The following is a 19,061-nucleotide window of genomic DNA, read 5'->3' on the forward strand; positions in this document are numbered from 1 at the left end:
GCCCGCAATGGGGCGGGATAAAATATCTATTATAGTTCTAATTTATTGAAGAGGTACAAAAACATAAGTCATTTGAAAAGCATCCTCACCAGAGCGATCAGGATCTCGCAAAGCTTGTAACAACATAGCTTCTCCATCAATACGGTAAATTGTAAGATCTCCCCAATCCAAGACCATATAATCACAGGTCCATGGGTGAACAACTCCAACAGACATACTTAATTTATTATTATCCAAATCAAGTGTCCAAGTGCCGTTTAAATTTACAATATCATCCGTATCCAGAATATCTCCATCTTCAGGAGAACCATTACGAACAAGAGTTTCACCAGATGTTTCATCAACATACGTGTAGATTCTGCGATGTTGACTAACAGATACTGTACCGTCTAATTCAAATTTCATACTACCATAGTCAATATCAGCTTCACCTGCAGCATAATGTTGACCTGGAAGAGGATTATAAGCCCAAGTAGAATAATCTGAAAAAATAACAGGACCTTGTTCAGCTCCCCAGCTAGTAGTTTTATCATAGCTGCGCCCGGAATCAACTTTCCATGTACTTCCACAAATAATATTCTTAAGAGCTTCTTCTGGATTCTCTTCTCCACCAGAGCTAGTTGGTTTTAAATGCAATGCTAAATATTCATCCTTATCAGCTGATCTCATGCCCAACCATATAGCTTCAATATTACCTAATGCATCCTTTTCGGAAACAATAACTCTTAAAGTATTCGTCAGATTTTCAGCTTCGCTTGTGCCAAAAGATAACCAACCTCCAACACCTGAGAATACACTCAAAGGTTGACCAAAATCTATATTGTTAGAATCATCAATTGTATAATTTCCAACCACAGTTCCGTCTGCAGTTACTAATTCATAATTTCCATCCTTATCCCCTTGCTTAGTTAAGGATAAGTTTATGGATTCAAAAATAACCTGGTCATATGGAGGTGTCCATGTTGTAAAAGTGAATCCCTCTGGATCACTTCCGTAAGTAGCAACCTCACTTAGTGCACTGCCATCTAATCCAAACCAATTGTATGGGTAATCCATATCAACTGTCCATGTTTTTGAAACAGTAACTGTTGTTGTTAAATCATTATTAGCATCACCATCATATGGTGGTTCAGGATCAGGTACATCATCCGGCACATAATTTTCAGCATATTCATCAGAAACAAAATTCCAAACGTACAGGTAATCTCCTTCATCATTTGTTCTTCTAACCCCAACCATCAACTGATTTTCTGTTAGCTCCAAAATAGCCAAATTCTGGTTCCAGTTAGTTGCATTGGCAATAAAGTTGTTGGAACGAAGAATGGTAGCATCTGTAGTCGTTATAGTATGATTATCTACATCCAGTGAAAAAGTTCCTATCTCATCAACTCCTTCGGTAACTTTATGTGTAGTTATCTCAGCACCGTCAATCAGGCTAAAAGTCATTCTACTGTCTTTATCAGCTTCTTCTATAATCCATTCATTACCAACCCATGCAGGAGCCCATCCAACCTTAGCAGTTCCAGCTTGCCATTCATCCCAGGTTGTTTGAGGTTCACAATAAGTTAAAGGTCCTGCCGCAAGGCCATAAGAACCATAATCCAGTCGCCACGTTTTTTCATGTCCGACACCTCCAGTTAAATTAGTCCATAGTATATGATCAACGAAACCAGAATAGAATTCATCAATTACAAATTCTGCTGAATCGGCTGCAAACACAACACCGCCTCTTGTATTCACACCAAAAAGAACTTTATAAGTACCTGGAAAAGCAATCTTTAATGTATCCTTTTGAGTTTGACTTCTACCTTGAGGATGACTCCATAAAGATTGATAGTTTGATTCCATTAAACTTGTCAGATAAACAATATTTGGATTTTCAGTATCATGTGTTATCGTATAGGCTATACCCTCCACCAAATCTTCTGATTTGATATCGATTTTTTCCAGATCGTATTTATCAGGTGTACAACTCGTATACACTACAGCTGATAGAATCAGAAATGTTAATAAATTATATAGTTTTTTCATCATATTATATTTTTAAAACTACTACCATCCTGCATTTTGCTTTAAAACACCATTCGAAAGAGTAATTTGTGTATTTGGAATTTGCATAAAACCATTTGTTTTTTTGATGTTTGCCTCTGTGATTGTAATAAAATCAGACACATTAGCACTTAATACTTCTGTATTATTTTCTGCAATTGCAGCGGCAGCCACATCAATTCCCTGACGCAATAAATCCCAATATCTGATTCCTTCAAAAGCAAACTCTACCCTACGCTCAGCCATAATGGCTTCCTTTGTTACGGTTTTAGTACCTAAACCTGCCCGTCCTCTCACTTCATCAAAATATGTTTGAGCCTTTGCACTACCCAATTCAGCAGCCATCAATAAAACATCAGAATAACGCATCACGATAAAATCCTGAAATTGTGAAATTTGGTTATCACCCTCCCCTAAACCGTCAACAATATTAGTTCCATCAGGAAGGGCAAGAGGTATGTACTTTTTATTACAATATCCAGTATATTCCCTCCACTTAGATAGATCAACATCTTCTATCACACCTTCAGAAACCATATCAATAACCGATGCAGTTTTCCGCTGATCATCAGTATCAAAACTCTGAGCGGTTTTTGGATTTACGGTGCATAATCCCCATCCGTAACCATAAGGCGAAGAAGTAGTTTCTCTTAATCCCATCATCACCAACCATCTATTTCCATCAACATTACCATTATAATCGGAAGTATAATTGAATTTTTGTGTAAATACTGCTTCAGAGTTTCCTCTTCCGGCCCAAGTACTTGCTAAAGTATTATCTTCAGATACTGGTGTAGTCGAGGCTGCTTCCCAAAGATTTTTGTATTCCGGAACTAATGAAAAACCTCCTTCGGCAATCACATTATCGAGTCCTGCCAACACATAAGCTTTATCAACCACTCCTTCTAAATCGGCAGTACCATAATAACCGGTGTAAAATAAGAATACTCTTCCCAACACAGCTTTTGCAGCCCATTGAGTAGCCCGTCCGTCATTTGCTGTCGCCCATGAAGGGGAATAAGCCGGCTGATTAATATTTTCAGCAGCAAACTTTAAATCTTCAGCAATTATTTTATAAATAGCTGCAGGTTCCGATTGAGGCACATTATCGGTAGTTGGTTCAAGCAACAAGGGCACTTTATTGAACAATCGTGCCAAATCGAAATACAATAACGCACGTAAATAACGAGTTTCACCTTCAATTCTGTTACGAGTATCTTCCTTGCCCTCCCAACTAATATCATCCAGCTTCGCTAACAACTTATTGCAACGAAAAATTCCTGCATAATAAGATTTCCATGTCTCGTTAAAGATATCGTTGTAAGAAGGTGCCTGACTTAGATCAAACCGATCCAAAAGCTGATTATTTCTATCGTCTCCTGCACCTGCACCACCAAAACATTCATCCGACAGAAGCTCTGAAGCTACATAGAAAGCAGTTCCGCCATCAGATGTTGTTCTTTGATATCCATCGTAACAACCAACTAAAGCCATTTCAAAATCAGCCTCCGTTTTGTAAAAATTACTATCAAAAATAGAGGTTTCCGGTTCTACATCCAGAAATGATTCTGAGCAAGAGAATAAGCCCAGACTCAGCATTCCAAATGTTAGAATATTTAATTTTATTTTGTTCATAATTCTAAATCTTTATCAACATTAAAACTTAAGATTAACACCAATCAGGAAAGTACGAGGACGTGGGTAATATCCTAAATCGACCCCTGACACCCAACTTTGTGTTCCATATCCTATTTCCGGATCCATACCATCATACTTTGTAAAAGTAAATGCGTTTTGAACAGCAGCATATAATCGCAGCTGACTGAATAATTTGTTTTTAGTCAATCTGCTAAAATCATATCCCAAAGCAATATTACTAATGCGTAAGAAGTCTCCATTTTGTATATAAAGGTCTGAGAATTGCCAGTTTACATTGGTTTCTGTAACACGCGGCATGTTATTGGATGTTCCTTCGCCAGTCCAGCGCTGCAATACAGCTGTTGTGTAATTAGCCTTCTTATTCCCCTGGTTCCGGTACGACTGTACAATTTCATTCCCCACAACACCATTAGCAGAAATTGCCAAATCAAATCCTTTGTAGTCCAAACTAAGATTAAAACCATAAGTCAAATCAGGAATACCACTACCCAAATCTACTTTATCGTCAGAATTTACGATTCCATCTTTATCCTGATCTACATATTTTACATCACCTGGTTTTACATCGTCCTGCAAAATTCCATTTCCCGCATTTCGCCAAGCTTGTATATCTGCCTCACTTTGGAATATTCCAGCTGTTGCATAACCCCAGAAATATCCGATGGCATGTCCATTTTCAGCTCTGTAAAACTCCGGTGAATTATCATACAACATATTTGATAAGCCATGAATAATTCCATCATCAGTAGGGATTTGTCCTACCTCGTTTTTATTATAAGCACCGTTAACACCAATATGATAATTCAAATCTCCAATATTATCAGACCATGTTAAGGCCAATTCAATTCCTGTATTTTTCACATTACCTCCATTAATAACAGGAGCAGATGTACCTGCAGTTGCTAAAATTGGTGCTGTTACCAACCAGTCTTTGGTTTTTTTCACATAAAAATCTGCATTAACACCGAATCGACTATTCATAAAATAAGCATCGAAACCAATATTGGTTTGTTCCGAGGTCTCCCATTTTACAATTGGGTTGGATAATCTGCTTGGATATGCTCCAGGTGTATTTACCAGTGCTGTACCAAACACATAATTAGCAGCTGGATCAGTTCCTGAAAAATTGGTTGATGTATTAACAGGTGCTGCATACTGAAAATCATCAATAGACTGGTTACCTACCTGTCCCCAACTTGCTCTTACTTTAAGGAAATCCATCCAGGTATTAACCGATTCTAAAAATGGTTCATTTGTTGCAACCCAACCTGCTGAAACAGATGGAAAATATCCCCAGCGATTCCCTTTGGTAAATTTCGATGATGCATCTGCACGTAAAGTCGCATTCAGCATGTATTTTTCTTTGTAGTTGTATCCCAAACGACCGAAATAGGACAGACGACGTGATTTCACCTCTGGTCCACCTCCAACTGTGCGTTTCTCAATAACTCCTTTTACTTCACCTGTTTCCGGATCTTTATCCAACTCTGCTTGTCCACTTGTGTTATCAAGATAAGCACCTCCGAAATTGTCGAACTGTGAGAGCAGATCCCAATTTGAACCTTCTAATTTAGTTCCCTGAAAACGAATAACTTCCATACCAGCCAATACATCAAACTTATGTACTTCATTAAGATCAAAACTATAACTTGCTGTATTCGTCCAAGTCATGGTATGTCCTTTACTCATGTTTTGATTCACTGTAGTGTGATCATTGTTGTATGAATAAATAGAGAACTGATACAATGGTGAATAACTTCGATATTCAGAAGCATAATAGTTAAAACCAAACAATGATTTGATTTTTAAATTTTTAACAGGCTCTAACTCCGCATAAATATCAGCAAGCATTTTTTGCTGATCGCTGGCATTCTTATTGTTTGTCATTAATGATCCGTAAGGATTACCATCACCGGTATTCCAAGGAGAATTAGATGTGTCATTGTAAGGACTGCCGTAAATATTGTTATCACTATATACTGGTGATAAAGGAGACGTACCAAATGCACCTCTTAAGCTGTTACTATATTGATTCCCAACAGCAACTCCATTATTCTTAATATAATTGAAATTCATATGCTGACCAACCTTTAAAATATTTTCATACAATTTGTGCTCAGTATTAACACGAAAGCCATATCGTTCATAGTTTGATACATCTGCACCACCTACAATACCTTCCTGATCAATATAAGATAAGGAAAGAGCATAAACAGAAGCATCTGTTCCTCCGGTAATTCCAAGTGAATAATTCTCAGTAACAGCATTGTCTGTAAACATTTGATCTACCCAATCAGTATCGGCAGCACCATCAAAAACACTTGCATCATACAAAGCTGACCCTGAGTTTAATGCTTGCTCCTGCATCATTGTAATGTATTGATCTCTGTTCAGCATATCAGTGGTTCTTGCTACATTTTGCACACCATAATAAGCATCAAAAGAAATTTGTGCTTTTCCAGCTTTCCCCTGTTTTGTAGTAACCAAAACAACACCATTAGCAGCCTGAGAACCATAAATAGCAGCAGATGCAGCATCTTTTAATACATCCAGACTTTCAATGTCCGAAGCATTTACCGTTGTGATATCTCCCTGAACTCCATCAATAATATAGAGTGGTTGAGAATCTCCAACTGTACCAATACCACGAATGGTTACTCTCATGTCTGACCCTGGCTGCCCTGAAGTAGACGCAATATTAACACCGGCCGTTTGACCTTGCATGGCTTGTAAAGGGTTAGTCGCATTTTGCTTTTGAATTGCATCTCCTTTCATCTGAGAAGTAGCACCAGTCACTAGCTTTTTCTGCTGAACACCATAACCTACAACAATAACTTCATCAAGGCTGGATACATCTTCAGCCAATACAATATTTATTACCTGCTGATTGGAGATAAGAACTTCCTGAGATCTAAATCCAATAAAAGAAAAAACAACGACATCGTTTTCGTTAACCTGAATAGAGTAGTTTCCATCAATATCGGTAATTCCACCAATTGTAGTTCCTTTTATAACTACATTTGTACCCGGTATTGGCGTACCGTCTGTCGCAGATACAACAACACCCGTTATGGTTCGCTCTGTCTGCCCATATGCCACAGTTGCTGAAAGCAACATCAGCGCAATTCCAGTAAAAATTAGCAACTGCCTTGATAACGATTGCACCGGAATTTTTAATTTCGCTTTTTTAATCATCATAGAAATCTGATTTAAATAAAACTCGGTTATTAAACATGTTACAAATATATCGCGGGTCTTACTCCAACATGTTAAAATTTGTTAATGATGAGGGTTGAAATGATAACTCATGTGTCATTTATGATACAAATTAATGCCGCAGATGTTAATTTACAACAAACCAAAACAATGTATTAAACATTATTAATCAGTACATTACTACACGCAAAACCATTTTTTTTTACCACAACATGAAATTTTAACCTTATTAAATTTAGAATTAAGTGCCCCCTTCTGTAGTCCAAGATTCATTGTGACAACTCTTGTAAAACCTTAAATTCATCTTATATAGTAATTCTAAATCATGATAGAAATGGAAAACTTAGATTATTCTTTAATTTTTGAATCTTTAGCAAAACGAATAAAACTGTATCACCTCAGCACAAGTAACAAGGTTTGATGTGATTGATACGAACTTCTCTTTTTTAGAATCCGAATAAATAACAACTTTCAGATTAATCAATAAACTGCATTCCTTTTTTTTTACTATATCAGCACAAACCACTGTAAGTCTAGATTACAATTGAAAGGCACTGAAGAAATCTTTTAATAAATTACATCAGGCAAAACTAATTCTGTGAAAAAAACAAATCTGAATTTGCAATAATTAGAAAACAACACTACCTTCGTGTCCGAACACGGAAATGTTTTAGATTTAAACTTTGAAAAGGTTCTAATTATTTAAACAATCGTTTTAAACCTTTTTTTTTTACAAACCACCGTGTGCGAAAACGAAACTTATTTGATACAATATCGATGAAGAAATTTTTAGACAAGGATTTTATTCTTGAGACCGATACAGCGAAAAAACTGTATCATGAATTTGCAGCCGATCTTCCAATTATCGACTATCACTGCCATATTTCCCCAAAAGAAATAGCGGATGATAAGCAATTTGAAAACATGACTCAGATATGGTTATATGGTGACCACTACAAGTGGAGAGCTATGAGAACCAACGGTATAAAAGAAGAAGGTATCACCGGAGAATCTTCCTCTGACAGAGAGAAATTCGAAAATTGGGCTTGTACTGTTCCATATACACTGCGCAACCCTCTTTACCACTGGACACATTTGGAGCTAAAAAAGCCATTTGGCATTGAAAAAATATTAAGTCCTGATACTTCAGAGGAAATCTGGAACGAGTGCAATGAAAAATTGAATACTCCTGAGTTTTCATGCAGAAGCTTAATTCGCAAAGCCAATGTTGAAGTTATCGGTACAACCGATGATCCTGCCGATTCGTTGGAATATCATAAAGCAATTAAAGATTCCGGATTTGAAACCAAAGTGGTTCCATCTTGGAGACCAGATAAAGCAATGGCTGTTGATGATGCATCAGAATACAACGCATACATCAACAAACTGGCAATTGCATCTGAAATGGAAATCAACACATTTGAAGATTTACTTTCGGCACTTCAAAAAAGACATGATTTCTTTGCTGAAATGGGTTGTAAAGCTTCCGATCATGGTTTAGAGCAATTTTTTGCCGCTGAATATACAAATGATGAAGCCACTGAAATTTTTGTAAAGATCCGAAAAGGAGAAGAATTGAACGAAAAAGAAATTTTAAAATTCAAATCAGCAATGTTGTATGAATTTGCTGTTTTGGATCATTCAAAAGGATGGGTTCAACAATTCCATATTGGTGCTATTCGCAACAATAACACCGGAATGTTCAACAAATTAGGTGCTGATACCGGATTCGATTCAATTGCTGACAAATTGGTGGCTGAAGATATGTCGAAATTCCTAAATCGCCTGGCTACTGAAGAAAAATTAACAAAAACCATTCTTTACAATCTAAACCCTGCTCATAACGAAGTTTATGCAACTATGCTAGGGAATTTTCAGGATGGTGAGATAGCAGGTAAAATTCAGTGGGGATCAGGATGGTGGTTTCTGGATCAAAAAGATGGCATGGAAAAACAAATGAATGCTCTTTCTAATCTTGGTCTTTTAAGCCGATTTGTTGGAATGCTAACTGACTCAAGATCATTCTTAAGCTACAGTCGTCACGAATATTTCCGCAGAATTCTTTGCAACCTAATTGGTAACGATGTTGAAAAGGGATTAATTCCGTATAACGAAGAACTATTGAAGGAAGTAGTACAGGGAATCTGTTACTATAATGCTAAAAATTATTTCAATTTTTAATCTTACTCAAACAAAATAATAAAGATGAATAAAGTAGTTACTTTCGGTGAAATCATGCTAAGACTTGCAACACCAGGTTATGCTAGATTTTCTCAAGTTGATAATTTTAACGCTACTTATGGCGGAGGAGAAGCTAATGTTGCCGTTTCTTTGGCAAATTATGGCATTGAGGTTGATTTTGTAAGCCGACTTCCAAAGAATGATATTGGCCACGCTTGTATGATGGATTTAAGAAAATACGGCGTTGGTGTTGACAACATCGTTTGGGGTGGAGATCGTTTGGGAATTTATTTTTTGGAGACTGGAGCTATTAGCCGAGGCAGTAAAGTGGTTTACGACAGAGCTAATTCTGCTGCTGCAGAACTTGAAATCGGAATGATTGACTGGGAAAAAGTATTTGAAGGTGCATCATGGTTTCATTGGACAGGTATTACTCCGGCAATTTCACAAGGTGCAGCTGATGTTTGCTTACAAGCTATTAAAGAAGCCAACAAAAGAGGTATTACCGTTTCAACTGATTTAAACTACCGAAAAAATCTTTGGAAATATGGTAAAACTGCCAACGAAGTTATGCCGGAATTAGTTGCCGGCTGCGACGTAATATTAGGAAACGAAGAAGATGCTGAAAAAGTTTTAGGAATCAAACCAGAAGGTGTTGATGTTACCGGCGGACATGTTGAAGCGGGAGCTTACTTATCTGTTTCTCAACAAATCATGAAACAATTTCCCCGTTGTAAAAAAGTAATTACCACTTTACGCGGATCTATCAGCGCAAACCACAATTCATGGACAGGTGTTTTATATGATGGAACAGAATTGTACAAAGCAAATAATACGTACCAAATAACGCACATCGTTGATCGTGTTGGTGGCGGTGATTCATTTATGGGTGGATTAATTTACGGATTAATTACATGGCCAAAAGATGATCAGAAAGCTCTCAATTTTGCGGTTGCAGCATCTTGCTTGAAACATACAATCTATGGCGATTACAATCAAGTTACTGTTGACGAAGTTGTGAAGTTAATGGAAGGTGATGCATCCGGACGGGTTGCTAGATAAATTATGAGTTATGAATTATATGATTGAAGTATTCTTCATTCATAATTCTTCATTTATAATTCATAATTCTTCATTTATAATTCATAATTCTCAATTCATAATTAATAACGAAATGGCTCAATATTCAAGAATAGAAGTTGCTTTAAAAATGAAAGAAGTGGGAATGATTCCTGTATTCTTTCATTCAGATATAGAAGTTTGTAAAGAAATCGTTAAAGCGTGCTACAAAGGTGGTGCCCGCGTATTTGAATTCGTTAACCGCGGCGATTTTGCACATGAAGTTTTCGCAGAACTAATTAAATGGACTGCTAAAGAATGTCCGGAAATGATTTTAGGTGTCGGGTCTATTATCGATGCCGGTACAACTTCGTTATACATCCAGTTGGGTGCAAATTTTATTGTTTCTCCAATCTTAAATGCGGAAATGGCTAAAGTTTGTAATCGTCGGAAAATAGCCTGGTCACCGGGTTGTGGATCGTTAACAGAAATATCCTACGCTGAAGAATTAGGTGCTGAGGTTGTAAAAATATTCCCCGGAGAACAAGTGGGTGGTCCTGAGTTTGTAAAAGCCGTAAAAGGTCCTTTCTCATGGTCTTCAATTATGCCAACAGGAGGAGTTAAACCAGAAGTCGGAAACCTGACAGAATGGTTCAATGCAGGTGTTCATTGTGTAGGAATGGGATCTCAGCTGATGGTGAAAAATGCAGATGGATCATTCAATTACGAAGCAATTGAAGCTGCAACTGCCAATGCTATCTCTATCATCAAAGAAATCAGAAAATAAACCAAAATGGAAACCAATTTAAGAAATAAAGTAGCCGTTGTTACCGGTGCCGGAGGAGTAATTTGCTCTGCCATGGCTAAATCATTGGCTGCAATGGGTGTAAAAACGGCATTGATTGATATTAATGCTGATGCTGTTGAAAAATTAGCTCAGGAAATTGAAACCAAATACAATGTTTCTTCAATCGGGGTTGCAGCAAGCGTACTTGATAAAGAATCACTGCAGGAAGCAAAGAGGATAATCAATAATAAGCTGGGGAGTGTAGATTATCTTATCAATGGAGCCGGAGGGAATTCTCCTCTGGCTACATCTGGTGTAGATCAAATGGTAGATTCTGATCTTGAAAATTTGGAAGAAACTTTCTTTGGAATGAAAATGGAAGGTTTTGATAGAGTTTTTGATTTGAACTTTAAAGGAACGATTCTTCCAACGATGGTGTTTGCCATGGATATGATTGAGAAAAAAGGAGGTTCAATAGTAAATGTGTCTTCGATGAACTCTTACCGTCCACTGACCAGAATTGCAGCATATTCGGCAGCTAAAGCTTCTGTGAACAATTTTACGCAATGGTTAGCAGTTCATTTTTCAAAAATGGGAGTACGTGTAAATGCAATAGCTCCTGGATTTTTGTTGACAAATCAGAATCGGTTTTTACTAACCGATGAAGCAACAGGTGAACCAACTGCACGAGGCGTAAAAATTATTAACAATACACCAATGGAACGTTACGGTACTCCTGAAGAATTACAGGGTACCCTACTATATCTGTTATCGGACTGGTCTGCTTTTGTTACAGGGGTTGTTATTCCTGTTGATGGAGGATTTAGTGCGTATAGTGGAGTTTAGCAGGCTTTTAGTTTTAATTATATATTATTTAGGTTAGCGTGTTTATGTGACAAAACGGAACAAGAATTCAATCACCTCTTGTCCGTTTTGTTCATTAACTATAAAACAAACAGCATGTCATTAGAACAAACATGGAGATGGTACGGTCCAAACGATCCAATCTCACTTCAGGAAATAAGACAAACCGGAGCAACCGGTATTGTATCAGCTCTTCATCAAATTCCAAACGGAGAAGCATGGCCCATTGACGAAATCAAAAAAAGAATATCCGAAATTGAAGCTGCCGGACTAACTTGGTCGGTGGTTGAGAGTGTTCCAGTTCATGAGGATATAAAAAAACAGACCGGCAATTACAAAGTATACATAGAAAATTACAAGCAGAGCATCAAAAACTTAGGTAAATGTGGTATTGAAACCATTTGCTACAATTTTATGCCTGTTTTGGATTGGTCTAGAACCGATTTAGCCTTTGAAGCGGGAGATGGCTCCAATGCTCTTAAATTTGACATTGAAATATTCGCAGCTTTTGATGTCTTCATCCTAAAGAGAGAAAATTCAAGACAAGATTATTCTGAAGATATTTTGAAAAAAGCTGAGACCAAATTCAAATTGATGTCAGCAGAAGAAATCGAAAAAATTACCCGAAATGTAATTGCAGGTCTTCCTGGTGCCGAAGAATCATACACTTTGGAAAGTTTCCAAAAAGTATTGGATGGCTACAAAGAAATTGATGCGCCAAAATTAAAAAAACATTTGCATGAGTTTTTGCAGGAAATTATTCCTGTTGCCGAACAAGCAGGCGTAAGAATGGCAATTCACCCGGATGATCCGCCACGTGCTTTACTTGGCTTACCCAGAGTTGTCAGCACCGTCGAAGACGCTTTGGAATTAACTAAAGTAGTTGACTCGGTTTCAAATGGAATTACATTGTGTACAGGATCGTTTGGTGCTGGTCATTTTAATGATCTGCCGGAAATGACAAAGATATTAGCTCCCCGAATTAATTTTGTTCATCTTAGAAATGTGACTAGAGACGAGGAAGGAAACTTCTTCGAAAACTACTTGTTTGATGGAGATATTGATATTCCGGCTGTAATGAAAGCTTTACTGATAGAAGAAAAAGAACGTAAGGAATCAGGCCGAAAAGACTGGCAAATTCCTATGCGTCCCGATCATGGAAATAAAATGCTGGATGATCTTCCAAAGAAAACAAACCCAGGATATTCTTTATATGGTAGAATGAAAGGATTGGCAGAGCTACGTGGTTTAGAACAAGGATTAACTGCAGGTTTAAAATCAAACTAAAAACTAAATAAATGCTCAAAATTAAGAATTATCGATATAGAATACTGGCGATGCTTTTTATGGCTACCAGTATCAACTATTTCGACAGAAGTATTATGGGAGTAATGTCTCCCGAGCTAATCGAATATTTCGGTTGGACAAAACAAGATTATTCAAATATTCTTGTGGTATTTCAAATTGCTTATGCAATCGGTTTAATCTCAATGGGAGGAATCATTGACAAATTAGGAACCAAAAAAGGATACATATTATCTATTGGTGTCTGGAGTCTCTTTGGGATGGCACATGCTGCTGTAGGTCGAGGTTTCAGTTTAATTGGATTCATGGGTGCACGATTCGGTCTGGGATTTGGAGAATCGGGTAACTTCCCGGCTGCAATTAAAACTGTTGCGGAATGGTTTCCTAAGAAAGAGAGAGCTTTTGCAACTGGTATTTTTAACGCTGCTACTAGTGTTGGAGCCATTGCAGCACCTTTTGTTGTTGGAGCTATTGTATATTGGAGTGGCGGAGACAGAGGTCAAGGGGAATTAGTTAACTGGCAAATTCCATTTTTGATTACTGGTGCACTTAGTGCAATATGGGTTTATATGTGGTACAGAACTTATAAAAAGCCAGAAGATCATCCAAAAATTTCAAAAGAAGAATTGGTATTCATTCAAAGTGATTCCGAGGTTGAATCAATTGAAAAACTTCCATGGAAAAATGTTATTTTAAAGAAACAAACCTGGGCATTCTCACTAGCTAAAGTAACCGATGCTGTTTGGTGGTTTTATCTTTTCTGGGGTGCCATATTCCTTGCAGATAATTTTGATGTAAAAATTCACGATATGGGCTTGCCTTTCTTGGTTATTTATTTAATCGCAGATGGAGGTAGTATTTTCGGCGGTTGGCTTTCTGGTGCGTTTATAAAAAAAGGATGGTCGCTAAATAAAGCCCGTAAATTAACCCTGCTAATTTGTGCTATGGTGATTCTACCTGTTTGTTTTGTTGCTTATACAGAAAGTAAATGGATTGCTATTATCTTAATTAGTTTAGGTGCTGCCGGTCATCAAGCATGGTCTGCTAATTTATTTACTCTGGCTTCAGATGTATTTCCTAAAAAAGCAGTAGCATCTGTTGTTGGTATTGGTGGTATGGTAGGTGCTGTAGCTGGAATTATTAGTAATGTAATTCTAGGATCAGTTCTTGATAATGCAAATAATACAGGATTTTTCTGGGCATTTTTAGTTGCCGGTTCATCCTATCTAATCCTATTAGGTTTGGTACATATATTAATGCCAAAAATGCGACCTTTGGATGAAAATTTAAATCCAATTCAATAATTAATAAACCCCTCAATACTTTACTCTTAGGATTCTAAATTTTTTATGAGTAAATGTATTACTTTTGTTTCATAATTGTAGTTAGAGTTTGTTAATTTCAGGAAGGATAAATTCCTTCCTGATTTTTTTATTTACTAGAAATGACCAAAGCGAAGATTCGAATAAAAGACATAGCTGAACAGGCAGGTGTTTCTGTTGGTACGGTAGATCGTGTACTCCACAATCGCGGAGAAGTTGCGGAAGAAACCAAGAATAAAATTCTGGAAATTGCAAAAGTAAATAACTATCAACCTAACCTTATTGCCAGAGCACTTACTTCTAAAAAGCAATGTGTTTTTGCATCTTTGTTACCAAGCCCAACCGAGGAAGATATATTTTGGAAAAGACCATTAAATGGTATTACTGAAGCCGCCTTGGAATTAGAACAATTTCAAGTAAAAGTCAAAAATTTCTTTTTCGAGCATTACAATGAACAAGATTTTATAAAGCAAACCGAAGCAATCTTAGAGCTTAATCCTTCAGGGGTTGTGTTTTCCCCTATTTTCTCAAAAGAGAGTCTTGATTTCACCGAAAAACTTGATAAAAAAGGAATTCCATATGTTTTTATCGAATCAAAATTATCGAAAAGCAACTATTTAGCTTATGTTGGCAGTGATGGTTTTCATGGAGGAAGGGTTGCCGCTAATTTAATAGACTTTGGCATTCCCGAAAATGGAGATATTTTAATTATTAATCTGGCTAAAAATCTGGAAAATGTTCATCACTTAAATCAAAGAACACAAGGATTTTTAAGCTATTTTATGGATAAAGGAAAAAATCAAGGTCTGAAAATAAGTATTGAAATTCCTAAATCTGATACTGAAATTATTAAAGAAAAATTAGATTCTGTAATCAAGAAAAACAAGAACATAAAAGCCATTTTTATAACAGGATCCAAGGTTTATAAAATAGCAAGATATCTGATTGGCAACGAACTAAGTGATATTATTCTTGTAGGTTTTGATCCTATCGAACAAAACATCAAATATCTAAATCACGGAACCATCAATTTCTTAATTGGTCAGCATCCTCACCAACAAGGATTTAAAGCCGTAAAAAAATTATTCGAATATGTTCTTTTGAATCACGCTATTCCAAAAGATGAGTATCTTCCTGTTGATATTATCAATCAGGAATGTATTAAATTGTATGAGGCTTAGTTTTCAACACTCCTTTTACAAATTGTAATTCACGATCAAAAGAATAACGCCTATCAATTAAATGACAGGCGTTAAAATAATTCTTAGCGACTTGGTATAAATTTCAAATATTCAATTGCCATTTCCAGGCAGAAAGAAGCGTTTCGTCAAGAGTGCTCTCTGCTTTCCATCCTAACTCCTCATTTGCAAAGGACGTATCGGCATATATTTTTTCGATATCACCTGCACGACGAGCTACAATTTTATGAGGAACTTTCTCTCCCGTTGCTCTTTCAAATGATTTAATAATCTCAAGAACAGAAACGCCGTTTCCTGTACCAACATTGAAATACTCGTAGTTTTCCTTATTTCTGTTATTCAATAATCTTTCAATGGCAACAACATGAGCCTTAGCCAAATCCACCACATGAATATAATCCCGAATTGCTGAACCGTCGGCAGTGTCATAATCATCTCCAAATACACTCAACTCCGGGCGAATACCTGCCACAGTTTGTGTAAGGAAAGGAATCAAATTATTTGGCACGCCTAAAGGCAACTCCCCAATTTTTGCCGTAGCATGTGCACCAATCGGGTTAAAATATCTAAGTGCAATCCCCTTAAGCGATGGACATGCTTTAATGGTATCACGAATTATATCCTCACAAATAGTTTTGGTATTTCCGTATGGAGATTCTGCTTCTTTTCTTGGAGTTTGCTCAGTTACCGGCAAACAATCAGGTTGTCCGTATACTGTACACGAAGATGAGAATACAAGATTGGATACATTAAATTCCATCATCGACTCCATGATATTCATCAAAGAATTCAGATTATTGTTGTAGTACATCAATGGTTTTTCAACCGATTCACCAACAGCCTTCGATGCCGCAAAATGAATAATTGCTTCTATATCCGAATATTTATGAAAGAAATCCTTTACTTTTTGTCTGTCGGTTAAATCAAACTGCTCGAATTTTGGACGAATGCCGGATATTTCTTTGATTTTATTCAACACTTCTACTTTCGAATTCGAAAGATTATCTACAATCACCACATCGTAACCACTGTTTTGCAACTCAACAACAGTATGTGAACCTATAAAGCCAGTTCCGCCGGTTACCAGAATTTGTTTGTTCATTTAATATAATTTAGTATCAAAAACAAATTTACAATTCTTTTGCTTTAGGAAGTCCGGCATCAGCAAGTATTTTCTGTCCTCCGTCAACGGCAGCTTGCCTGATATCACACAAAGCTGCAATTCAATTTCTGATCTTATTCAAGACAGCAAAGGAAGTACAAATTGTGAAAATACGATTTATAATCCTGATGGCTCTGTAAAATGGACTTTCGATTATCCCGAAAAAGAAGTAAGCTGGGACGAAATGATGAATTCTGATTTGTATTTGGGATCAAAATCTTATGTGATTGGACCGGTTCCTACTTCAAAAGCAATACCCAAACCAGGAAGTAGTCCGAAATAAAAAAAACCGTTTCATTACTTTAAGAAACGGCCTTAGCAAATATTGTATTTATTGTAATTTCATTATGCCCGATCGTTCCAGATTAAAGCGGCTGCCCCAAGAACCGCAGCATCATCGCCTAATTCAGAATGCAACAGGCTAATTTTATTTTTATACAGGAACAGTAAATTCTTTTCCATTGCCTCACGAACAGGTTCAAAAAGAAGCTCGCCTGCTTTCGCCAATCCTCCAAAAAAGAAAATGGCTTTAGGACTCGTTACCGATGCCACATTCGCCAAAGCTTCCCCTAACATTTTCCCGGTATAGGCAAACACTTCCATTGCAAGCAGATCTCCGTCATTAGCTGCATCAGCAACCATTTTCGCATTCAATTCATTAAACGGAATTGCCCGCAAAGAACTATCACCCAAATGTTTTGCCAACATTTTATAAGCAGTCCGTTTTACTCCGGTAGCCGATACATAAGTCTCCAAACAACCTCTTCGTCCGCACCCGCACTCACGTCCTTCCGGGCGCATAATAATGTGTCCTACTTCTCCGGCAAATCCATCATGTCCGTAAAGCAAATCGCCGTTTACAACAATGCCGCTTCCCAAACCGGTACCCAGAGTAATCACCATGTAATCATCCATGTTTTTGGCACCTCCAAATATACGTTCACCCAAAGCGGCAGCATTGGCATCATTGGTTAATTTTACAGGTACATTCATGCGTTCCTTCACCAAACGGGAAATTTCCAGCAATCCTTTCCACCGTAAATTGGCAGCATTTTCAATCGTCCCGGTATGGAAATTTCCATTGGGAGCTCCAATACCTATTCCAATTAATTTAAGATCCTCATCTGAATCTTCAATCGTCTTATCAATTGAATCACATAAGTCATTCAGAAAATCCTCAAACCGTTCCTGCTCCTGAGTAGGAATGGTTCCATTCCCCCATGATTTTCCGTTTGCATCAATACACGAAAAAACTGTATTGGTTCCTCCTATGTCTATACCTATTGCTATATCTGTCATTCCAATTTATTCTAATTTGCTTTCCAATAAAAACAGCCCTGATACTACTCCTGTTATCGGACTAGTACTGCTCCAGTTGTTGGACTAGTACTGCTCCTGTTGTTGGACTAGCACTACTCCGGTTGTTGGACTAGTACTGCTCCGGTTGTCGGACTAGTACTACTCCGGTTGTTGGACTAGTACTGCTCCGGTTTTGCTAGTGAAAAGTAAGACTTACACACAAATTACTTAGCAAAGCTAATTCTTTCTTTTTATTAGGCCTCTAACTTCAACCTGCCAAATGATGACGGAATATGAAAATCCGGTTCCTTAGAATCCGGTTTCACCCAGGAGATCCATCTCAAGTCAGCCTCTTTGTTTCCTTCAGGTAATTTCATACAGTATCCACGATACAAACCTGCTTCCAACACACAGTCTTTTAATAAGCCCAAACCTTCCAGTGAAGATAGTTTTACAGCTCCTTCCACTACATAACCGTTTGTATTTACCGAAGCTTTTACATCCAGATCTTTAGATTCGGGCCACGACCACTCATAATCGAAATCGCGGTAATAGCAGGTTACATAATCCAAAACCCGACCACGGGCATCCATTTCCAAACAATAATACGGATTTAATTTTTCATCTTGTCTGAAAAAGATCTCCACTCGGTCGGAATGAACAACTTCCATCTTATGATCCTTATCTACAAAGCTGAGAACATTTTCATCTTCCGCATCGAATCGGAAATAAAAATACTCATCATCATGCAAAGCTCTAAAATTAGTTTTTGGAGCTTTCTGATTTTCCCATGGAAAAGTAAAGTCAGAGTTTACATCAGCCATTTCCCATACGGGATGCATTTCTTGTCCTGTAATTGTTAAAAGGCCTTGTTTTATTCGTTTTACGATATATTCCGTCATATACTTAAAAAAAGTGGACCGAGAGACAATTGTCTCCCGATCCGGGGTATTTATGTG

General features: G+C 37.2%; 14 protein-coding genes. 8 read left to right on the forward strand and 6 right to left on the reverse strand.

Going from position 1 to position 19,061, the window contains the following annotated elements:
* Positions 1 to 42: 42 nt before the first annotated feature.
* From GQR60_RS11735 to GQR60_RS11745, 3 genes are read right to left on the reverse strand one after another with little or no spacing between them, the layout of a single operon-like run.
* Positions 43 to 2,031 carry a hypothetical protein gene (locus GQR60_RS11735; RefSeq protein ID WP_124993111.1) on the reverse strand — a complete coding sequence of 663 codons (1,989 nt, stop codon included), beginning with the start codon at positions 2,029 to 2,031 and terminating at the stop codon, positions 43 to 45.
* A gap of 21 nt (positions 2,032 to 2,052) precedes the next feature.
* Positions 2,053 to 3,684, reverse strand: a complete 1,632-nt coding sequence (locus tag GQR60_RS11740) for a RagB/SusD family nutrient uptake outer membrane protein (RefSeq protein WP_124993112.1) — start codon at positions 3,682 to 3,684, stop codon at positions 2,053 to 2,055.
* Between the two features lie 21 nt (positions 3,685 to 3,705).
* Positions 3,706 to 6,906 carry a SusC/RagA family TonB-linked outer membrane protein gene (locus GQR60_RS11745; protein WP_225441405.1) on the reverse strand — a complete coding sequence of 1,067 codons (3,201 nt, stop codon included), beginning with the start codon at positions 6,904 to 6,906 and terminating at the stop codon, positions 3,706 to 3,708.
* A 795-nt stretch (positions 6,907 to 7,701) separates the two neighbouring features.
* Between GQR60_RS11745 and uxaC the strand changes: the two genes are divergently transcribed.
* The 7 genes from uxaC to GQR60_RS11780 all read left to right on the forward strand — a co-directional run bounded on the left by uxaC (position 7,702) and on the right by GQR60_RS11780 (position 15,623).
* A complete protein-coding gene (gene uxaC, locus GQR60_RS11750; protein WP_124993113.1) occupies positions 7,702 to 9,105 on the forward strand; it encodes a glucuronate isomerase in 1,404 nt (467 codons plus the stop codon).
* A gap of 24 nt (positions 9,106 to 9,129) precedes the next feature.
* The gene (locus GQR60_RS11755; RefSeq protein WP_124993114.1) at positions 9,130 to 10,167 is read left to right on the forward strand and encodes a sugar kinase; all 1,038 of its coding nucleotides are present in this window, start codon (positions 9,130 to 9,132) and stop codon (positions 10,165 to 10,167) included.
* Positions 10,168 to 10,177: 10 nt separating this feature from the next.
* The gene (locus GQR60_RS11760) at positions 10,178 to 10,951 is read left to right on the forward strand and encodes a bifunctional 4-hydroxy-2-oxoglutarate aldolase/2-dehydro-3-deoxy-phosphogluconate aldolase (RefSeq protein WP_225441406.1); all 774 of its coding nucleotides are present in this window, start codon (positions 10,178 to 10,180) and stop codon (positions 10,949 to 10,951) included.
* Between the two features lie 6 nt (positions 10,952 to 10,957).
* Complete coding sequence (locus GQR60_RS11765) at positions 10,958 to 11,797, forward strand: SDR family oxidoreductase (protein ID WP_124993115.1); 840 nt, start codon at positions 10,958 to 10,960, stop codon at positions 11,795 to 11,797.
* Positions 11,798 to 11,911: 114 nt separating this feature from the next.
* Positions 11,912 to 13,102 carry a mannonate dehydratase gene (uxuA, locus tag GQR60_RS11770; RefSeq protein WP_124993116.1) on the forward strand — a complete coding sequence of 397 codons (1,191 nt, stop codon included), beginning with the start codon at positions 11,912 to 11,914 and terminating at the stop codon, positions 13,100 to 13,102.
* Between the two features lie 11 nt (positions 13,103 to 13,113).
* Positions 13,114 to 14,424, forward strand: coding sequence for an MFS transporter (locus GQR60_RS11775; RefSeq protein WP_124993117.1), 1,311 nt, complete (start codon positions 13,114 to 13,116; stop codon positions 14,422 to 14,424).
* A 140-nt stretch (positions 14,425 to 14,564) separates the two neighbouring features.
* Positions 14,565 to 15,623 (forward strand): LacI family DNA-binding transcriptional regulator, encoded by a 1,059-nt coding sequence (locus GQR60_RS11780; RefSeq protein ID WP_124993118.1) that lies wholly within the window; start codon positions 14,565 to 14,567, stop codon positions 15,621 to 15,623.
* 103 nt (positions 15,624 to 15,726) lie between these two features.
* Here GQR60_RS11780 and galE read toward each other — a convergent pair whose 3' ends face one another.
* Complete coding sequence (gene galE / locus GQR60_RS11785; RefSeq protein ID WP_124993119.1) at positions 15,727 to 16,743, reverse strand: UDP-glucose 4-epimerase GalE; 1,017 nt, start codon at positions 16,741 to 16,743, stop codon at positions 15,727 to 15,729.
* Positions 16,744 to 16,837: 94 nt separating this feature from the next.
* Between galE and GQR60_RS11790 the strand changes: the two genes are divergently transcribed.
* Positions 16,838 to 17,086, forward strand: a complete 249-nt coding sequence (locus GQR60_RS11790; protein ID WP_124993120.1) for a hypothetical protein — start codon at positions 16,838 to 16,840, stop codon at positions 17,084 to 17,086.
* Between the two features lie 62 nt (positions 17,087 to 17,148).
* Here GQR60_RS11790 and GQR60_RS11795 read toward each other — a convergent pair whose 3' ends face one another.
* Together GQR60_RS11795 and GQR60_RS11800 are read right to left on the reverse strand one after the other, a co-directional pair.
* A complete protein-coding gene (locus tag GQR60_RS11795; protein WP_124993121.1) occupies positions 17,149 to 18,102 on the reverse strand; it encodes an ROK family protein in 954 nt (317 codons plus the stop codon).
* Between the two features lie 254 nt (positions 18,103 to 18,356).
* Positions 18,357 to 19,004, reverse strand: a complete 648-nt coding sequence (locus GQR60_RS11800) for a carbohydrate-binding family 9-like protein (protein WP_124993122.1) — start codon at positions 19,002 to 19,004, stop codon at positions 18,357 to 18,359.
* Positions 19,005 to 19,061 lie beyond the last annotated feature (57 nt).

It is taken from the genome of Labilibaculum euxinicum (assembly GCF_009795715.1).
Lineage (GTDB): Bacteria > Bacteroidota > Bacteroidia > Bacteroidales > Marinifilaceae > Labilibaculum > Labilibaculum euxinus.

Excerpts from the sequence above, each read along its gene's own strand:
- GQR60_RS11775 (WP_124993117.1), top strand. The coding sequence starts at position 13,114 with ATGCTCAAAATTAAGAATTATCGATATAGAATACTGGCGATGCTTTTT.
- GQR60_RS11765 (WP_124993115.1), top strand. The coding sequence starts at position 10,958 with ATGGAAACCAATTTAAGAAATAAAGTAGCCGTTGTTACCGGTGCCGGA.
- galE (WP_124993119.1), bottom strand. The coding sequence starts at position 16,743 with ATGAACAAACAAATTCTGGTAACCGGCGGAACTGGCTTTATAGGTTCA.
- uxuA (WP_124993116.1), top strand. The coding sequence starts at position 11,912 with ATGTCATTAGAACAAACATGGAGATGGTACGGTCCAAACGATCCAATC.
- GQR60_RS11735 (WP_124993111.1), bottom strand. The coding sequence starts at position 2,031 with ATGAAAAAACTATATAATTTATTAACATTTCTGATTCTATCAGCTGTA.
- GQR60_RS11745 (WP_225441405.1), bottom strand. The coding sequence starts at position 6,906 with ATGATGATTAAAAAAGCGAAATTAAAAATTCCGGTGCAATCGTTATCA.
- GQR60_RS11755 (WP_124993114.1), top strand. The coding sequence starts at position 9,130 with ATGAATAAAGTAGTTACTTTCGGTGAAATCATGCTAAGACTTGCAACA.
- GQR60_RS11740 (WP_124993112.1), bottom strand. The coding sequence starts at position 3,684 with ATGAACAAAATAAAATTAAATATTCTAACATTTGGAATGCTGAGTCTG.
- uxaC (WP_124993113.1), top strand. The coding sequence starts at position 7,702 with ATGAAGAAATTTTTAGACAAGGATTTTATTCTTGAGACCGATACAGCG.
- GQR60_RS11780 (WP_124993118.1), top strand. The coding sequence starts at position 14,565 with ATGACCAAAGCGAAGATTCGAATAAAAGACATAGCTGAACAGGCAGGT.
- GQR60_RS11795 (WP_124993121.1), bottom strand. The coding sequence starts at position 18,102 with ATGACAGATATAGCAATAGGTATAGACATAGGAGGAACCAATACAGTT.
- GQR60_RS11800 (WP_124993122.1), bottom strand. The coding sequence starts at position 19,004 with ATGACGGAATATATCGTAAAACGAATAAAACAAGGCCTTTTAACAATT.
- GQR60_RS11760 (WP_225441406.1), top strand. The coding sequence starts at position 10,178 with ATGAATTATATGATTGAAGTATTCTTCATTCATAATTCTTCATTTATA.